The sequence below is a fragment of the Dietzia sp. KRD202 genome, assembly GCF_017168155.1.
Taxonomy (GTDB): Bacteria; Actinomycetota; Actinomycetes; order Mycobacteriales; family Mycobacteriaceae; genus Dietzia; species Dietzia kunjamensis.
The window spans coordinates 175,256-191,900 of sequence record NZ_JABFAN010000018.1; the positions used below are offsets into that span (position 1 = coordinate 175,256).

At 72.1% G+C, this 16,645-nt stretch carries 20 protein-coding genes; 12 read left to right on the forward strand and 8 right to left on the reverse strand.

Features of this window, described 5'->3' with window-relative positions; translation table 11 throughout:
• Window positions 1-10: 10 nt before the first annotated feature.
• Window positions 11-532 (forward strand): hypothetical protein, encoded by a 522-nt coding sequence (locus J1M64_RS14680; protein ID WP_067712302.1) that lies wholly within the window; start codon window positions 11-13, stop codon window positions 530-532.
• A gap of 194 nt (window positions 533-726) precedes the next feature.
• Window positions 727-1,845, forward strand: coding sequence for a ferredoxin reductase (locus tag J1M64_RS14685; RefSeq protein ID WP_206474575.1), 1,119 nt, complete (start codon window positions 727-729; stop codon window positions 1,843-1,845).
• 85 nt (window positions 1,846-1,930) lie between these two features.
• Here J1M64_RS14685 and rsgA read toward each other — a convergent pair whose 3' ends face one another.
• Complete coding sequence (gene rsgA / locus J1M64_RS14690; protein WP_206474577.1) at window positions 1,931-2,980, reverse strand: ribosome small subunit-dependent GTPase A; 1,050 nt, start codon at window positions 2,978-2,980, stop codon at window positions 1,931-1,933.
• Window positions 2,981-2,989: 9 nt separating this feature from the next.
• The gene (aroA, locus tag J1M64_RS14695; RefSeq protein WP_206474762.1) at window positions 2,990-4,309 is read right to left on the reverse strand and encodes a 3-phosphoshikimate 1-carboxyvinyltransferase; all 1,320 of its coding nucleotides are present in this window, start codon (window positions 4,307-4,309) and stop codon (window positions 2,990-2,992) included.
• A gap of 40 nt (window positions 4,310-4,349) precedes the next feature.
• Between aroA and J1M64_RS14700 the strand changes: the two genes are divergently transcribed.
• Window positions 4,350-5,210 carry an SOS response-associated peptidase gene (locus J1M64_RS14700; protein WP_206474579.1) on the forward strand — a complete coding sequence of 287 codons (861 nt, stop codon included), beginning with the start codon at window positions 4,350-4,352 and terminating at the stop codon, window positions 5,208-5,210.
• A gap of 60 nt (window positions 5,211-5,270) precedes the next feature.
• Here J1M64_RS14700 and J1M64_RS14705 read toward each other — a convergent pair whose 3' ends face one another.
• The gene (locus tag J1M64_RS14705) at window positions 5,271-5,801 is read right to left on the reverse strand and encodes an aminoacyl-tRNA deacylase (protein ID WP_096905878.1); all 531 of its coding nucleotides are present in this window, start codon (window positions 5,799-5,801) and stop codon (window positions 5,271-5,273) included.
• A gap of 106 nt (window positions 5,802-5,907) precedes the next feature.
• Between J1M64_RS14705 and J1M64_RS14710 the strand changes: the two genes are divergently transcribed.
• Together J1M64_RS14710 and J1M64_RS14715 are read left to right on the forward strand one after the other, a co-directional pair.
• The gene (locus J1M64_RS14710) at window positions 5,908-6,585 is read left to right on the forward strand and encodes a sigma-70 family RNA polymerase sigma factor (protein ID WP_067712319.1); all 678 of its coding nucleotides are present in this window, start codon (window positions 5,908-5,910) and stop codon (window positions 6,583-6,585) included.
• On the forward strand, window positions 6,585-6,911 hold the full coding sequence (locus tag J1M64_RS14715; protein WP_067712322.1) for a zf-HC2 domain-containing protein: 327 nt from the start codon (window positions 6,585-6,587) through the stop codon (window positions 6,909-6,911). The genes J1M64_RS14710 and J1M64_RS14715 overlap by 1 nt, the downstream gene beginning before the upstream one ends.
• A gap of 79 nt (window positions 6,912-6,990) precedes the next feature.
• Here J1M64_RS14715 and J1M64_RS20570 read toward each other — a convergent pair whose 3' ends face one another.
• Window positions 6,991-7,065, reverse strand: a complete 75-nt coding sequence (locus tag J1M64_RS20570) for a 50S ribosomal protein bL37 (protein ID WP_370452405.1) — start codon at window positions 7,063-7,065, stop codon at window positions 6,991-6,993.
• A gap of 104 nt (window positions 7,066-7,169) precedes the next feature.
• Here J1M64_RS20570 and J1M64_RS14720 point away from each other — a divergent pair, with 104 nt between their 5' ends.
• A complete protein-coding gene (locus tag J1M64_RS14720; protein WP_067712324.1) occupies window positions 7,170-7,385 on the forward strand; it encodes a biotin/lipoyl-binding carrier protein in 216 nt (71 codons plus the stop codon).
• Window positions 7,386-7,500: 115 nt separating this feature from the next.
• On the opposite strand, the gene J1M64_RS14725 is transcribed toward J1M64_RS14720, so the two are convergent.
• Window positions 7,501-7,749 carry a WhiB family transcriptional regulator gene (locus tag J1M64_RS14725; protein ID WP_067712327.1) on the reverse strand — a complete coding sequence of 83 codons (249 nt, stop codon included), beginning with the start codon at window positions 7,747-7,749 and terminating at the stop codon, window positions 7,501-7,503.
• A 388-nt stretch (window positions 7,750-8,137) separates the two neighbouring features.
• Here J1M64_RS14725 and J1M64_RS14730 point away from each other — a divergent pair, with 388 nt between their 5' ends.
• Window positions 8,138-8,566, forward strand: a complete 429-nt coding sequence (locus J1M64_RS14730; RefSeq protein WP_096905877.1) for a hypothetical protein — start codon at window positions 8,138-8,140, stop codon at window positions 8,564-8,566.
• Between the two features lie 39 nt (window positions 8,567-8,605).
• Here J1M64_RS14730 and J1M64_RS14735 read toward each other — a convergent pair whose 3' ends face one another.
• Together J1M64_RS14735 and J1M64_RS14740 are read right to left on the reverse strand one after the other, a co-directional pair.
• The gene (locus J1M64_RS14735; RefSeq protein WP_154830284.1) at window positions 8,606-9,901 is read right to left on the reverse strand and encodes a hypothetical protein; all 1,296 of its coding nucleotides are present in this window, start codon (window positions 9,899-9,901) and stop codon (window positions 8,606-8,608) included.
• A 29-nt stretch (window positions 9,902-9,930) separates the two neighbouring features.
• Window positions 9,931-11,550, reverse strand: coding sequence for a DEAD/DEAH box helicase (locus tag J1M64_RS14740; RefSeq protein WP_374210683.1), 1,620 nt, complete (start codon window positions 11,548-11,550; stop codon window positions 9,931-9,933).
• 218 nt (window positions 11,551-11,768) lie between these two features.
• On the opposite strand from J1M64_RS14740, the gene J1M64_RS14745 reads away from it, so the two are divergent.
• Window positions 11,769-11,996, forward strand: a complete 228-nt coding sequence (locus J1M64_RS14745) for a DUF3107 domain-containing protein (RefSeq protein WP_067712332.1) — start codon at window positions 11,769-11,771, stop codon at window positions 11,994-11,996.
• Between the two features lie 51 nt (window positions 11,997-12,047).
• Here J1M64_RS14745 and J1M64_RS14750 read toward each other — a convergent pair whose 3' ends face one another.
• The gene (locus tag J1M64_RS14750) at window positions 12,048-12,713 is read right to left on the reverse strand and encodes a TetR/AcrR family transcriptional regulator (RefSeq protein ID WP_119191975.1); all 666 of its coding nucleotides are present in this window, start codon (window positions 12,711-12,713) and stop codon (window positions 12,048-12,050) included.
• A 151-nt stretch (window positions 12,714-12,864) separates the two neighbouring features.
• Between J1M64_RS14750 and J1M64_RS14755 the strand changes: the two genes are divergently transcribed.
• The 4 genes from J1M64_RS14755 to J1M64_RS14770 all read left to right on the forward strand — a co-directional run.
• Window positions 12,865-13,875, forward strand: coding sequence for a DUF3152 domain-containing protein (locus J1M64_RS14755; RefSeq protein ID WP_206474583.1), 1,011 nt, complete (start codon window positions 12,865-12,867; stop codon window positions 13,873-13,875).
• Window positions 13,839-15,101: a ThiF family adenylyltransferase gene (locus J1M64_RS14760; protein WP_082923685.1), complete on the forward strand. Its 1,263-nt coding sequence runs from the start codon at window positions 13,839-13,841 to the stop codon at window positions 15,099-15,101. Before J1M64_RS14755 ends, J1M64_RS14760 begins: the two co-directional genes overlap by 37 nt.
• 26 nt (window positions 15,102-15,127) lie before the next feature.
• Entirely contained in the window at window positions 15,128-16,018 is an 891-nt protein-coding gene (locus J1M64_RS14765) for a TIGR02569 family protein (RefSeq protein WP_271799678.1), read from the forward strand.
• A partial coding sequence (locus tag J1M64_RS14770; protein ID WP_374220858.1) for a CynX/NimT family MFS transporter occupies window positions 16,015-16,645 on the forward strand: 631 nt, incomplete at its 3' end. The genes J1M64_RS14765 and J1M64_RS14770, both read left to right, overlap by 4 nt.

The window sequence follows — 16,645 nt, forward strand, 5'->3', positions numbered from 1 at the left end:
AGAGTCCATCATGCGTTTGTTCGTCCCCGCCACCATGGCGATGCTCGAGACCCTGCTCGAGGCAGGGGAGATGCCCGTGCGGAGCGGCACCGCGTTCGCGGCGACCCCCGCGCTCATCGAGTCCTACGCCGAGGGCGACATGGAGGAGATCGAACACGTGGCGTTCCTCGAGGCCGCGCGGGCGTCGCTCCGGCTGCTCGGCGGTGAACTCGACTCCGGCGCCGCGCACGAGGCCCACCCGTACCGGCGGGTCGTGGTGAGCGCGGACGTCCCCGACGGGCGGGTGCAGCCGCGGCCGGACCTGGACACCGCCGTGGTGCGGCTGGACGGTGCCACGGTGGGGACCGCGGAGATCGCCGCCGTCCACGTTGATCTGGCCGGGGCCGTGGACCTGGTGAAGGACGCGGTCGAGGTGGTGGACCGTGCGGATCTAGGGGACGAGGACGCCGAGCTCACCGTCGGTGACGCCCTCGACGTGGACCTGGCGTGGTACGACGCGGTGGAACTGCCGTTCCTGCTCACGCTGCTCTAGGGGTGCGGGCGCACCCGGGCCGGACACCGCCCGGATGCCGGGACTGCCCCGATCGCCTGCGGACCCGGGTCGACGGCGGGGAGAATCGGCCGGGGAGATCCTTTCGGGCGGGAACCTACGCTACCGTAGGTTCATAGTCCGGAAGCGTCGGTCCGACCCCCGGGCCGCGGGTATCCGGTATCAAGGAGGCACCAGTGTCCGAGTCGAGAAGTGGGCTCAATCGCGTCCTGCGTGCGGCGGCCGCGCGGGTTCCGGAGCCGCGGGGGGCGCGTACGTTCCTCAACCGCCTCACCCACCCGCTGCGGATGGACGACTACTCCTCGCTCATCTACCCGCTGTGGTCGTCCCGCGAGCTGCGCGGCGAGATCGTCTCCGTGCGCCGTGAGGCCGACGACGCGGTGACCCTCGTGATCAAGCCGGGCTGGGGCGCCACGCCCGAGTACCGCCCCGGTCAGTACCTGGGGATCGGCGTCCTGCTCAACGGCCGGTGGACCTGGCGCTCGTACTCGTTGACGTCGGCGCCCACGACGGGGCGTGGCGAGTACTCGGTGACGGTCAAGGCCCTGCCGGAGGGGCTGCTGAGCAACCATATCGTCGGAACGGTCGAGCCGGGGATGATCGTCCGGCTGCAGGCGCCGGCCGGTGATTTCCACCTGCCCTCGCCCACGCCCGAGAAGCTGATGTTCGTCACCGCCGGCTCGGGCATCACCCCGGTGATGGGCATGCTGCGGTCGCTGGACCGCCGCTCGGCCGACGAGGGGTTCCCCGACGTGGAGCACGTCCACTCGATCCGCGACCGTGATGACGCACTGTTCCACGACGAGCTCCTCGCGCTGGAGCGCACCCAGCCGGGTTACACGCTGCACCTGCGGGTGACCAGCGAGGACGGCCGCATCGACTCCGAGCAGATGTCGGCGCTCGTGCCGGACTGGTCGGAGCGTCCCACCTGGGCGTGCGGGCCCTCGGCGATGCTCGACGAGCTGACCGAGCACTTCGAGGCCACGGGACGGGACGATCTCCACATGGAGCGTTTCACCGTGGACCGCAACGCGGGCGCGTCGGGCGGGACGGTCAAGTACGGCTCGACCGACAAGACGGTGGAGCTCGACGGGGCCACCACGATCCTCGAGGGCGGGGAGAGCGTGGGCGTGCAGATGCCGTTCGGTTGCCGGATGGGTATCTGCCAGACGTGCGTCGTGGGCCTGGAGGAGGGCCACGTCCGCGACCTGCGCAACGGCACCGACCACGGTCCGGGGGAGCGGATCCAGACCTGCGTCTCGGTGGCGCTGGGGGACGTCGAGATCAAGATCTGATCGGCCGGCCGGCGCCCCCGTGAGGCCCGGGCGCCGGCCGGATCACGACCGTCGGCGGGGCCACGCCCCGCCGCAGTCCACCGGATCAGTCCTGGTCGAACCCCAGCGCCCACGGGTCGTTGGACTGCAGCGCCCCCAGTAGTTCACGCACCGCCAGCGCCCGGCGGTGCACGGCCGGGTCGGTGACGGCGTCGAAGGCACACTCGGGGTCCGCGGGCGGGCCCTGGTGGGTGCATCCGCGCGGGCACTCGCGGGCGATCTCGTCGAGGTCGGAGAACGCGGCCACCACGTCGTCGGGGGAGACGTGCGCCAGCCCGAAACTTCGGATGCCGGGGGTGTCCACCACCCAGCCGCCCGTCGCCAGTTCGAGTGCGACGGACTGCGTGGAGGTGTGTCGGCCCTTGCCGACGCCGGAGACCACGCCCGTCGCCCTGTATGCATCGGGGACCAGGCGGTTGACCAACGTCGATTTGCCGACGCCCGAGTGTCCGATCATCGCAGAGATCCGGCCGTCGATCAGGTCGTGGAGATCGTCCAGCTCGTCGTCGACCCCCACCCGCAGGACCGGCACGTCGAGTTCGGCGAATTCGGCGGCGAACACCGACGGGTCGTCCAGGTCGCCCTTGGTCAGGCACAGGACCGGGTCCAGCCCCCCGGTGTAGGCGGCGACGAGGGCGCGGGCGACGAACCCGGCGCGCGGCGGGGGGTCGGCGACGGCCACGACGATGAGCAGGAGCTCGGCGTTGGCCACCACGACCCGCTCGTAGGGGTCGGAGTCGTCGGCGGTCCGGCGCAGCACCGTCGAGCGTTCCTCGACGCGGACGATCCGGGCGAGGGTGTCGCGCGCGCCGGTGAGGTCGCCGACGACGCCCACGCGGTCACCCACCACCACGGGGGTCCGGCCGAGCTCGCGGGCCCGCATGGCGACGACGCGGGTCCCGGCGGTGTGGTCGGGGCCGTCGTCGAGCAGGACGCAGCCCCAGCGCCCGCGGTCGACGGCGACGATCATCGCGGCGGCGGCGTCGTCATGGCTGGGCCGACGTTTGGTCCTGGGGCGTGAGCCCTTCCCGGGCCGGACCCGGACGTCGGACTCGTCCCACCCCCGTGCGCTGCCCGCACCCCGTCCGCTCGGCATGGCCGCCCGTCAGCCCTGTCCGGCGAGCATGTCGGCCCACATCGCGGTGAAGCCGGGCATGGTCTTGGAGGTGGACTCGACGTCGTCGACCCCGACGCCCGGGGCCACGAGGCCGATGATGGCGCCGGCGGTGGCCATGCGGTGGTCGGCGTAGGCGCACCAGGGCGCGCCGTGCAGCGGGGCCGGGGTGATCTCGAGGCCGTCGTCGAGCTCGGTGACGCTGCAGCCCACGGCGCCGAGTTCCGCGGCGAGCGCGGCGAGGCGGTCGGTCTCGTGTCCGCGCAGGTGCGCGATGCCGGTGAGCCGGGAGGGGCCGTCGGCGAGCGCGCACAGCGCGGCGACGGTGGGGGTGAGCTCGCCGATGGCGGACAGGTCCAGGTCGACGGGGGACAGGCGCTCGGGTCCGACGACGACGAGGGTGCCGTGGCCCGCACCGTCGGCGTCTTCGAGCGTGACCGACGCGCCCATGTCCCGCAGGATGCCACGGATGGCGTCCCCGGGCTGGGTGGTGGCGGCGGGCCAGTGCGGGACGCGGACGGTCCCGCCGGTGACCGCGGCGGCGGCGAGGAACGGGGTGGCGTTGGACAGGTCCGGTTCGACGACCCTGTCGACGGCCGCGATCGCACTCGGCGCGACCCGCCATGAGGACGGGGTCGGCTGGTCGACGGCGACGCCGGACTCGCGGAGCATCTCCAGGGTCATCTCGATGTGCGGCCCGGAGGGGACCGGCGAGGCGCCGACGTGGACCAACTCCGCGCCCTCGTCGAACCGCGCGGCGGAGAGCAGCAGGCCGGAGACGAACTGCGAGGAGGCGGAGGCGTCCATCTCGACGCGGCCGCCCCGCAGAGAGCCGGTGCCGTCGACGGTGAACGGCAGGCTGCCCCCGGTGATGGCGGCGCCCAGTGCGCGCAGGGCGTCGAGCACGGTGGCCTGCGGGCGGACACGGGCCGCGGGGTCGCCGTCGAAGGTGGACCGGCCGGTCGCCAGGGCGGCGACCGACGGGACGAAGCGCATCACCGTGCCGGCCAGTCCACACTCGACGTCGGCGCCCCGCAGCTCACCGGGGGTGATGACGAGGTCGGTGTCACCCGGGCCGAGTGGTCCGGACGGTCCCTCGATGCGTGTCCCCAGCGCCTGCAGCGCGCCGATCATGAGATCGGTGTCCCGACTGCGCAGCGTGCCGACCAGGCGGGAGGGGCCGTCGGCCAGCGCCGCGAGCACCAGAGCACGGTTGGTCAGTGACTTGGACCCGGGGATGGTGACGTCCGCGTCGACGGGGCCGGCGGCGACGGGCGCGTTCCAATGACTCACCTGGTCATTGTCGCCCATCGCGGCGGCATCCGCCGGACCCGGGTGCGAGGATGTCGGCATGTGTGGACGGTTCTCCCTCTCCTCGGACCCGGCGCTGCTCGCGGTGGAGCTGGACGCGGTCGACGAGGCGACGTCCCCGCCTCCCGGCCTGTTCCCCGCCAGCGCGCCCCGGGCCCCGCGGTTCAACATCGCGCCCACCACCACGATCCCGGTTCTGGCACTGGACGTTCCGCGGTCCGAGAGGCTCGTCGAGCCGGCCGGAACGGCGGCGACGGCGGGTCAGGGCGCGACCCCGGGCCCGGGCGCAGCGGCGGGCACGGCGACGCCCCGGCGGGTGCTCCGGGCGATGCGGTGGGGGCTCGTTCCCTCGTGGGCGGGGGACTCACAGCGGCTGCCGAACCTGTTCAACGCCCGGGTGGAGACCGCGTACTCCAAGCCGTCGTTCCGGTCCGCGGTCGCCCGCCGGCACTGCGTGATCCCGATGGACGGCTGGTACGAGTGGGTGCCGGGCGAGCCCGCCACCCCCGGCGGGAAGGCCGGTCCCAAGCAGCCGTACTTCATGAGCCTGCCAGGGGACCGCGGCCTGCTCATGGCCGGATTGTGGGAGGCCCGACGTGACCCGGTGGACGAGACGGTCACCCAACTGTCGTGCACGATCCTCACCACGGAGGCGCTCGGGTCACTGCGCCGGGTGCACGACCGGATGCCGTTGGTGGTCCGCCCCGAGGTACTCGGGGACTGGCTCGATCCCGCTGTCATGCGTGACCCGCGCGCCCTGGTGGACGGCGCGGGCGGTGACCTGGGCGAGTGGGCCGAGTCGGTGGAGATCAGGCCGGTGTCGCGGGCGGTGTCCAATGTCCGCAACGACGGTCCGGAGCTGGTGCGGCCGGTCGACCCCGCCGAGGGGATGCTCTTCTAGGCGGTCGCATCCGGACAGTCCTGTCCAGGCGGCCGTGTCTGGGCGGCCGTGACCGGGCGGTCAGCCGGCCGTGATCGGGGCGGTCACCGCCCGGGTGATCGCCACCAGATCCACGGGGGCGAGCTCGATCTCCCACCCGCGTCTGCCGGCGCTGCACAGGATCGTGGGATGGGCCAGGGCCGAGGCGTCCACCACAGTCGCCAGGGGGCGTCGCTGGCCGACGGGCGACACGCCCCCGACGACGTACCCGGTGCTCTTCTCCGCCACGTCGATCGGCGCCAGGGTGGCTTTGCCGCACCCCAGGGCGGCGGCCGCGGCCTTGAGGTCCAGCGAGGAGGTCACGGGCAGGACCGCCACCGCGAGCGGGACCCGTGACCCCTCGGGAGGTCTGCCGGTGGCCAGGACCAGTGTCTTGAACACCCTGTTCGCGGCCACCCCCAGTCGGTCGCCCATCACGCGGGCCGCCTCGTCGCCGTAGGCCGCGTCACCGGTCACCTCGTAGGTGTGCACGGTGTGGTCGATGTCGGCGTCGCGCAGCGCGACGATCGCCGGGGTCGCCGCGGCGCCGCCTCGTCCCTTCCTGCTGCCCACGGGACGGGAGCCTAGCGGGTGACGGGGTCCGGAATACCGCGACGGCCCACCGCGTTGATTCCCAGCAGGTACCCGGGGTAGGTCCCGGGTCGGAAGGGAGGGTGCGATGCGGACCGCGGTCCTCGACGCCCCGGGCGTGCGGTTAGACTCCGGGACACCGACAGGTGAGGAGTTCCGGTTGCCGACCGAGTTGCAGCCCGACGAGGCCGACCAGCGCGCAGAGAAGTTCGAGGAGCTGGCGATGCCTCTCCTCGACCAGCTCTACGGCGCGGCCTTGCGGATGACCCGGAATCCCGCCGATGCGGAGGACCTGGTGCAGGAGGCCTACGCCAAGGCCTTCGCGGGATTCCACTCGTTCAAGCCGGGGACCAACTTCCGCGCGTGGATGCATCGCATCCTCACCAACGCGTACATCAACCACTACCGCAAGCGTCAGCGCCAGCCCGCGCAGTACCCGACCGATGAGATCACGGACTGGCAGTTGGCCGCCGCGGCCGAGCACACCTCGACGGGCCTCCGCTCGGCGGAGGTCGAGGCGATGGAACTGCTGCCGGACGACGAGATCCGGGCGGCCCTCGCCGAGCTGCCGGAGGAGTTCCGGATGGCGGTGTACTACGCCGACGTCCAGGACCTGCCGTACAAGGAGATCGCGGAGATCATGGACACCCCGCTGGGGACCGTGATGTCGCGTCTACACCGCGGTCGCAAGCAGCTGCGCGAGCTGCTGCGCGACGTGGCCACCGAGCGGGGTTTCGGCCGCGACCGAGAGGAGGGGGCGAAGTGATGAGGGAGCACGACCCACGACTCGACGAGATCGACTGTCGGTCGGCGAAGCGCGACCTGTCCCTGCTGGTGGACCTCGAGTGCGACGACGCCTGCCGCTCTCGACTCGAACATCATCTCGCGGGGTGTCCGGACTGCCGGGAGTTGTTCCTCTCGGAGCGCCGCCTCAAGGCGAAGCTCTCCAGTTCGTGCTGCGAGAAGGCTCCGACCGGGCTGCGGGAACGTCTGATGGTGGAGATCCGACGCACGACGGTGACCACGACGGATGCGGACGGCACCACCGTGGTTCACAGACACACGACCGTCGAGAGACGCGACTTCGGCTGATCCGCGGACGCGGTGACGGACGACGAGGGGGCGGGCACCGGTCAGGTGCCCGCCCCCTCGTCGTCCACGGCGTCCGTACTCAGCTGTTCGGACGCTTACCGTGGTTGGCGTTCTTCTTACGGCGATCCCGCCTCTTGCGGCCACGCTTGCTCATGGTCGCCTCCTTTCGTCGGTGTACAAGTCTTCCATGCGCGGGCCCGTGTGGTTGCATTGGAGGTGTCCGGGGGCCGTTGTCGAGGAAGCAGAGGAATAATCCATATGACTGAACAGGTCCGTGCCGAGATGGTCGCGAACGTCTTGGAGGTCGTCGCGGCGGTCGGCACCGAGGTCGCCGAGGGCGACACGATCGTTCTCCTGGAGTCGATGAAGATGGAGATCCCGGTGCTGTGTGAGGGCTCGGGAACCGTGACGGAGGTCGCGGTGAAGCCCGGCGACGTCATCCAGGCGGGCGATCTCATCGCCGTCATCGACTGACCGATCGGCCGCCACAACGGCGGGAGGCCGGTTCCCACCCTGATCGGGTTGGGAACCGGCCTCTCGTACGCTGGCCGTCCTGGGGTCGGGCGACGGACGCGTCAGACGGTCGGGGTCAGACCGTGGTCCGGGTGCGGGCGCGGCGACGCTTGAGGGCGCGACGCTCGTCCTCGCTCATGCCGCCCCACACGCCGGCGTCCTGGCCGGACTCGAGGGCCCAGGTCAGGCACTCGGCGGTGACGGGGCAGCGGTTGCAGACGATCTTCGCCTCGGCGATCTGCGCGAGGGCGGGGCCGGAATTGCCGACGGGGAAGAACAGCTCGGGATCCTCGTCGCGGCAGATGGCCTTGTGGCGCCAGTCCATGGGAACTCCTTCGTCGTGAGACCGAGGTCGGGTGCGCCGGGCAGCACGAACACGCGCCGTTCAGGCGTTGACCTGTACGATCGACGTGAGAACGTGCGTGTTCGGTGACACCCGACGGGGTGGTGGGGGTTGTACCCGCTCCGCGGGCTCGCTCCTGCTGGAGTGGCTCCCGGTTAAGGCAAGGCAAACACGGTGTGTCTGCGCTGTTACAACTGATCGTCCCACGATTCCCTGACAAGTCAACCCTCTTGAAGCGTGATGTGGTAAACGTCACGCGCTTTGTCAAATCGGAGCGAAACCCCACACCAGAGGCTGTTATCGCCTAGGTGGAATGCGCTCCACCAGGGGTGTGGGGCCCGGTGGATCCGGTGGCACATAGTCTTGAGAGGTGAACGTGAGACGACAGGACGAGCCCCGTGTTCCGGCCGACCCCCGGATCGCGATCCCCGGCCCGGTCCGCCTCGCCGGCTGGATCGCCTCTGCTCAGGGACTCATCGGCGTGGGCATCGCGGTGGTCCTGTTGGTCCGTGCGATCGGCGGCCACCGCGAGGAGACCGTGGTCATCAGCGGGTACGGGACCGCGGTGTGGTTCGCGATCCTCGGCGGCGGGTTGCTGGCCGCCGGACTGGGGTTGTTGCGCGGTCGGAGGTGGGGCCGCGGTCTGGTGGTGATCGCCGAGCTGCTGCTGCTCTTCGTCGCGTGGTACGTGGGGGTGGGGTCGCACCAGTACCTGGCCGGGATCGCTCTGGCGGTGGTGTGTGCCTCCGCCCTGGTGGCGTTGTTCCGGCGCGACGCCGTCGAGTGGTACGCCGCCTGACCGACCGGTACGCCGCCTGACCGGCCGTCGGCGGCCCGGTCAGGCCAGCAGCTTGTAGGCGTGGATCGAGCCGCCGCGGCGTTCGTAGAGGATGTCGCCGATCTGCGCCAGCCCGGTGACGCCCTCGCCCTCTGCGGAGGTGGCACCCAGGCGGAGCGTCTCGACGCCCGAGTCGTGGTCCAGGAGTCCGAATCCGCCGGCGACGGGCAGCAGCACCCAATCCCGCGCGGTGGTGACGTCGGGGTCGGGTGACCACCCGCCGGTCAGTCCCGGGCCGGTCGTCCCGCCGGCCGTCCAGGTGTGCTGGCCGGTATCGGTCCGGAAGGCGTGGGTGGAGCCGCCGTCGAACCACCGTGCCTGGGTGTCGTCGCCGGAGAGGGTGGTGACGCCCGGCTTCGTGGCGGGCTCGGAGTCCAGCCGCAGGACGGGGGAGTACCGGCGCGGGGAGGTGAACCATTCGACGGCCCAGGCACCGTCGCGGTCGGTCAGTGCCAGGACTCCCTCGTCGGTGACGTCGATGATCCACAGGCCACGGGCGCCGGTGGTCTCCGAGGCGATCTCCTCGGGCTTGCGACTGTCCTCGGGGACGGTCTCGGCGAGCGTGAGCCGTGTGGAGTCGTCGCCGGGGCAGCGTTCGGCGACCGCGAACCGGTCGTCGGTGAGATCGGCCGTTCCGAGGGTGCAGTCGGCGCGTGGTTGCATGTCGGCTTCCTGGGGCGCCTCGACGGCGCCGTACTCGACGGTGCGGACCAGGTCGTCGCGCCAGATCTCGAGCCGCTCGGGGCTGAAGGCGAGCGCGTGCCGCCAGGTCGAGGTCAGTTCCATCGCGTCGGGGAAGGCGCTCTGTCGGGTGCTCGTGTACTGCTGCGTCGTCGGATCGAGGGCGGTGACGTCACTGCACCCGGCGGCCCCGTCGAACGCCGCGGCGAGGATGTCGGCGTAGAACGTGGCCGCGCAGGTACGTCCGGCGTGTGAATACGTCCACCGCTGCTCGCCCGAGCCCGCGTCGCGGCCCACGAGGGTCCCGTCGTCGTCGAGGGTGACGAGGTTGCCCTTGGTGGTCAGTGGGGCGCCTGCGCCCCCCGACGCGTGGGACCACAGGGGCTGGAGTGAGGTGGGGCGTTCGACTGCGGGCCCGTAGACGGGCTGCTCGTCGTCGGCGGCGCGGAAGTGCGACCGGTTCGCGCTTCCCGACAGCAGGACGGCGGCGGCCACCACCGCCATGACGACGACGATGACGGCTGCGGTCACCAGATCGCGCCGTGTCCCCCGTTCGGAGGGCACACCGGGGAACCGTCGGCCCGGGCCGCCGGTGGCGTGACTGTCTGCGCGCACGTGCCGTGTGTGGGGAGGTGGTGGCCCGGTCAGTCCTGACCGGCCTGGTCGGGCGACGACGACGAGGGGCGCCGACGGCGACGGCGGCGCCGCGGGGGTGCGTCCCCGGGGGTCGCCGAATCGTCTCCGCTGTCGGTCCCGGGAGCGGGGTCACCGGACGCGGCGGGCGTCGAGGCCCCGTCCGCGCCGGAGGCCCCGGTCCGGGTACGCCGCCGACGGGGCGCCGATCCGGTCCCGGACTCCCGGGCGGGCCCGCGGGAGTCACGGTCGGCCGGGCGACGGCCGGAGCCGGTCCCGGTGGGAGCGCCGACGCGTCCGCCGGCGCTCTCCGGGATCCCGAGGTCGGACCGCAGGTGCGGGGACGTCGAGTAGGTCTCGGCGGGCTCACCGGACCCGAGCCCGAGGGCCTTGTCGATCAGGCCCCACCGGGGCAGGTCGTCCCAGTCCACGAGGGTGACGGCCACACCCGTGCGTCCGGCGCGGCCCGTGCGGCCGATCCGGTGCACGTAGGTCTTCTCGTCCTCCGGGCACTGGTAGTTGATGACGTGGGTGACATCGTCGACGTCGATCCCGCGGGCCGCGACATCGGTGGCGACGAGGACGTCGACGTCACCGGAGCGGAACGCCTTGAGGGACTTCTCACGCGCTCCCTGGCCGAGGTCGCCGTGGATGGCGCCCACCCGGAAGCCACGCTCCGCGAGATCGTCGGCCAACTTCTGGGCGGTGCGCTTGGTGCGGCAGAAGATCATGGTGGCGCCACGGCCCTCGGCCTGGAGGATCCGGGAGACCACCTCGGGCTTGTCGAGCGAATGGGCCCGGTAGACGTACTGGGTGGTGTTCTCGTGCGTGGCGCCGGAGTCGGCGGCCTCGGCGCGGATGTGGGTGGGTTTGGTGAGGAAGGTGCGGGCCAGGGTGATGATCGGGCCGGGCATGGTGGCCGAGAACAGCATGGTCTGGCGCTTCTCCGGGACCATGCGCAGCAGCTTCTCGATGTCGGGCAGGAAGCCCAGGTCGAGCATCTCGTCGGCCTCGTCGAGGACGAGGGCCTCGACCTTGCCCAGCACGAGCTTCGACTGGTTCGCGAGGTCGAGCAGGCGGCCGGGGGTGCCGACGACCACGTCGACGCCCTTCTCCAGGGCCTCGGTCTGCTGCTCGTACGGCGTTCCGCCGTAGATCGCGAGGACCTTGAGCGGGCGGGTGCCGGACCCGGAGGCCGCCGGCGCGGTGAGGCCGGTCGCGGCGATCTTGAGGTCCTGGGTGACCTGGACGCACAGCTCGCGGGTGGGGACGATGATGAGCGCCCGCGGGGTGCCGTCGAGCGTCCTCGTCGCCTCGCCGGTGGCGATGCGGTGGAGGAGCGGGACGCCGAACCCGTAGGTTTTGCCCATGCCGGTCCGGGCCTGACCGATGAGGTCGGATCCGGCCAGTGCCAGCGGGAGGGTGAGTTCCTGGATGGCGAACGTGTGGGTGATCCCGCGCTCGGCGAGCGCGGTGACGATCTCCGGGCGGACGCCGAGCTCGGCGAAGCTGGGGGAGGAGTCGGAGGACGGGGCGTCGACGACGGCGGTCGTCGTGGCCATGCCGTCGACTTCTTCGGTGGTGACATCTGTGGTGGACAGGGCGGTGCCTTTCTCGTCTCGCGCGCGGATGGTTCGGGCCGCACAAGGTCCGGCCTCGCGAGCGGGGCGCGCGCACATTTCCACGGGACCTGTCACGCCCGGCGCCGGAGCGATCCGGACCCGGGGAGTGATCCACGTGCACACATCCTATCCCGTGCCGCCGCCTTTCGAGCGCGTCGGGCTAGCCTGGACCGCACGCACCGCCGATGACGGCGTGACATGCGCCTACGACGAGAAGGGCAGGCACCGTGGAGGTCAAGATCGGCATCGCCGACAGCAACCGTGAGCTCGTGTTCAAGACCGGGATGACGCCGGAGGACGTGTACAAGCGCGTCGAGGCGGCCCTGACCGCGGAGGCCAAGGCGGTACTCGAGCTCGAGGACGAGAAGGGGCGCCGTTACCTCGTGTCCACCGATCGGGTGGCGTACGTCGAGATCGGCGAGACCGCGCGCCGCGCGGTCGGGTTCCTCTCCTGAGGGAGTGAACCCCGGGCCGGGGGCCGCCCTCGCGGCCCCGACCCCCGGGGGTCAGGCCTGGTTGTCCGGGTCGGTCCGGTCCCCTCCGTGACGCGGGATCTTGGACAGGCCGCCCCAGCACAGCGTGACCGTCGTCGAGACGGCGTCCGCGCGGGGGATCGGTCGGCCGGCGTCGAGCCAGTGCCCGGCGCTGACCCGGCTGGCCCCGACCAGTCCGACGGCCAGCAGTCGCGAGCGGTGGGCGTCGAGCCCGGAGTCCCCGCGGACGAGGTCGTGGACCGCGTCGATGCACCCGTCGGTGGCCCTGTCGAGTTCCCGCCGGACGTCCTCGTCACCGGACTCGGAGTAGAAGACCAACCGGAACCCGCGGGTGTCGGCGTCGGCGTACGCGAAGAACGTGTCGACGGCCGCCTCGACCCTGCGCCGGTTGTCGGAGGTCGAGTCCAGCGCGGCACGGATGCGTCCGAGCAGTTCGTCGACATGGTGGCGCAGCACCTCGATGTACAGGTCACGTTTGGAATCGAAGTGCTGGTAGAGCACCGGCTTGGAGACGCCGGCCAGGACGGCGATGTCATCCATCCCGGAGGCGTGGAAGCCCTGGTCGACGAACACGGTCCCGGCGGCGTCGATCAGCTGGCTGCGCCGGGCCCCGCGGGGGAGCCGGGCCGCTCGGGTGCGGCCCGGTGCGGCCGGGAAGGGTCCGTCCGGGCTCGTCATCTGCTGGCTCCTTCTCCGCCCGGGCGGGAGTCGACAGGCGTCCGGGCCAGACGGACAATACCCGCAGCCGCGGAGTGCGGGAGGAGGCGCCTCACCCCTCATGTGGGATCGTGTAGGCCTTGACTTCAGGAGTGGACGTGGAGGTGTACGGATGAGCGACGGCCGTCGCCGGACGCCGGGCGGTGCGGACGCCGAGGGTCGTCAGCGACCCCCGTACTACCCTCCGCACGGCGAGCCGCTGCGCGCGCCGTGGGACCCGCAGGAGTCGACCCCGGGGCGCCGCCGGTCGGTGCCCGGATCCCGGGACCACCTGCGTCGGCAGACCCCGGTCGGCAGGTTCTTGGCTACCTGGGGCTGGCGCGCGTACGCGATCCCGGTGCTCGTGGTGCTCACCGCCCTGGTGATCGGGGACGCCATCGTCTCGCCGGGCGCGTCCGACGAGGACCGGGTGGTCCGGGCGGAAGAGACCCCGGCCGTGGTCGGGGTACCCGCGGCGGGTGAGGTCCCGCCCAGTGGTGAGTTGCCGGAGGGCGGCTCCTTCATCGGGGCCGCGAGCGGGGAGTTCAGGATCGTGCCCGGCGGCACCGATCCGGTGGGACGCCCGACGGCCGAGCAGTTCAGCTACACGGTCGAGGTCGAGGACGGGATCGACACCGTCGACTTCGGCGGGGACGACTCGGTCGCCAGGATGGTCGACGCGACCCTGGCCAACCCCAAGAGCTGGACGGCCGACGGCGCAGTCGCGTTCCGGCGGATCGCCGGTGACGAGCCCGCGTTCCGGGTCTCGCTGGCGAGCCCCATGACGGTCCGCGAGAACTGCGGGTACGACATCGAACTCGAGGCGAGTTGCTACAACTCGGCCACGGGTCGCGTCTACCTCAACCTCGCGCGCTGGGTGCGGGGAGCGAGGTCGTTCCAGGGCGACATCGGGTCCTACCGGCAATACCTGGTCAACCACGAGGTCGGCCACGCGATCGGCTACCCGGCCCACGAGCCGTGCCCCGCGGACGGCGCCCTGGCGCCGATCATGATGCAGCAGACGTTCGGCGTGAACAACGGCGACATCCACCAGTTGGATCCCGTGGGCGTGGTCCCGGACAACGACGACACGTGTCGATACAACGCGTGGCCGTTCCCCGACGGACCCCCGGTGGCGGGATGACCGCCGCGGGCGGACCGGGGGACCGCGGCCTTCCCCCGCTGGTGGACCCGGTACCGGAGCTGACGAGGGACGAGCGGGAACGGTACTCGCGGCACCTGTTGCTCGGCGCGATCGGCGACGAGGGGCAGCGTCGCCTGCGCGCCGCGTCGGTGTTCGTCGTGGGTGCCGGCGGCCTGGGTGCCCCGGTGCTCATGTACCTCGCCGCGGCGGGTGTCGGGCGGATCACGGTCGTCGACGACGACGAGGTGGACCTCGGCAACCTGCACCGGCAGGTGATCCACTCCGTCGGGGCCGTGGGCCGACCCAAGGTGGACTCGGCGAGGGACCGCCTGGCCGAGTTGGCGCCCGGGGTCCGGGTCGACGCGATCCACGCCCGACTCGACGCCCTGAACATCGAGTCGCTTCTCGAGGGCCATGATCTGGTGATCGACGGCAGCGACAACTTCGCGACCAGGTACCTGGTCTCCGACGCCTGCGAGATCGCGGGGATCCCGCTCATCTGGGGGACCATCGACCGCTTCCGGGCGCAACTCGCCGTGTTCTGGTCGCGCCCACCGGCGCCCGCCGACCCGGTGACCCTGCGGGACCTCTACCCGTCCCCACCGCCTCCCGGGTCGGTGCCCAGCTGTGCCGAGGCCGGGGTCGTGGGTGCGTTGTGTGGCACGGTCGGGTCGATGATGGCAATGGAGGCGGTCAAGCTCGTCACGGGAGCGGGCCGGCCCCTGCTCGGACGCCTGGTCCTGATGGATCTGCTCGAGTCGACCCACCGGGCGGTGACGATCCGACCGGACCCGTCGAGGGAGCCGGTCACCCGACTGCCCGACGGGGCCGACGACGTCTCCTGCGAGATGCCGGCGGCCGGGCCGGCGGCCGTGCCGGTCGTCACCGCCGCCGAGCTCGCGGAGGAGTTGACGCAGGCGGGGTCCCCCGGCGCTGCCGCCCCGGTCCTCGTGGACGTCCGCGGGGCGGGTGAGCGGTCCATCGCCCGGATCGAGCCGTCGGTGTGGGTGCCCCTGGACTCGGTCGCCGAGGACGCTGCGGACCCCACCGGTGTCCTCGGTCGCGCCGCCGCCAGGGGGCGCCTGGTCCTCTACTGCAAGTCCGGTGTGCGCTCCGCGCGCGCCGCCACGACCCTGTCCGGGGCCGGATTCACCGGCGTCCGGTCGTTGGCGGGCGGAATCGACGCGTGGACACGCGACGTCGACCCGTCCCTGCCCGGGTATTGACCGAGGAGGTGGGTAGCGTGGGCGGCGTGAACGATGCGAGGGTCCCCGAGCACGTCCGTGGCGCGTTCGGCGTGACGGACGGCCCGGCCGTCCCCGTGGTCGCCGGCTCCGGGACCGGCTGGCTGGTGTCCACCTCCGGTGCCGCCGTCGTGCTCCGCCCCGTCGCGGACACGGCGCTGGCGAACTGGTCCGCCCGGGTCCGGGAGGAGATGGACGTGACGGGGCTCCGGGTGGCCCTCCCCGTCCGCTCGACCGATGGACGCCACGTCGTGTCCGGCTGGCGCGCCGACCGGGTGGTGTCCGGTCGCCCCGAGGCGCGCGCCGACGAGACCATCGCGTGGTCGGCCCGCATCAACGCGGCGCTCGCCGACGTGGAGCCCCCACGGCCCGCCACCCGCCCGGCGAGGCGACCGTGGTCCGAGACCGACCTGTTCGCGTTCGCCGAGGCGGCCGCCTGGGACGGTGATCCCGAACACGACCTGGCGCCCGGGATGGAGGACCGTGGCACGCCGTTCGCGACCCACCGTGCGGCCGCTCTGCTCGGTGCGACGGGCCTCATCCGGCACCGCAGGCCGGTCGAGATGCCCGTGACCGGCGTGGTCCACGGGGATCTCGCCCGGGGTCTGCTCTTCGACTCGTCCGCCGAACCCGCACTGACCGACGTTGTGCCCTATGCCCGGCCAGCCTCGTGGTCGGCCGCGGTCGTCGCCGTCGACCACCTGTCGTGGGGGACGGCCGACACCGGGGTCCTCGGCAGATGGCGCCATCTCGAGCAGTGGCCCCAGATGGTGTTGCGCGCTGCCGTGTTCCGGCTGGCGGTGCACGCGCTGCACCCCGGTTCGCGCCCACATGCCATGGACGGGTTGCAGTCCATGGCCCGCGAGGTCGGCGAGTTCGTGGGGGACACGTCGGCATGACCCCCCGTTCCCCGCGGGCATCGTCCCGCCAGGGTGCCCTCGCGTTTCCGCTCGTGGCCCTCGTCGGCGTCGTCCTCGTCTCGCTGAACCTCCGAACCGCCGTCACCTCCCTCAGCCCGCTGCTCGGGGTGATCGACGCCGAGATCGGCCTCGGCGCCGCCGGGATGGGGCTGCTCGGGATGGTCCCGACCGCGATGTTCGCCGTCTGGGGTGTGCTCACCCCGATCGTCCTACGCCGGGTGGGTCTGGAGATGCTCACGGTCCTGGCGATGGTCGCGGCGGCCGTCGGGCAGCTCATCCGGGCCGCCGCCCACGACCCCTGGGTGATGGGCGCGGGATCACTCATCGCGCTGGCGGGGATGGGGATCGGCAACGTCGTCGCCCCACCCCTGGTCAAGAAGTACTTCCCCCGGCACGTGGCCGCGGTCAGCATGGCCTACATCACCGGTCTGCAGCTGGGCACCGTCGTCCCGGCGCTGGTGGCGGTGCCGGTCGAGGAGGCCGCCGGGTGGCGGGTCTCCATCGGGTGGTGGGCGGTCCTCGCCGTCGTCGCCGCGATCCCCTGGATCGTCGAGATGGTGCGGCCGGGCGTCCCCACCGACTCCCCTCGTGCCACCGGGTCCCCCC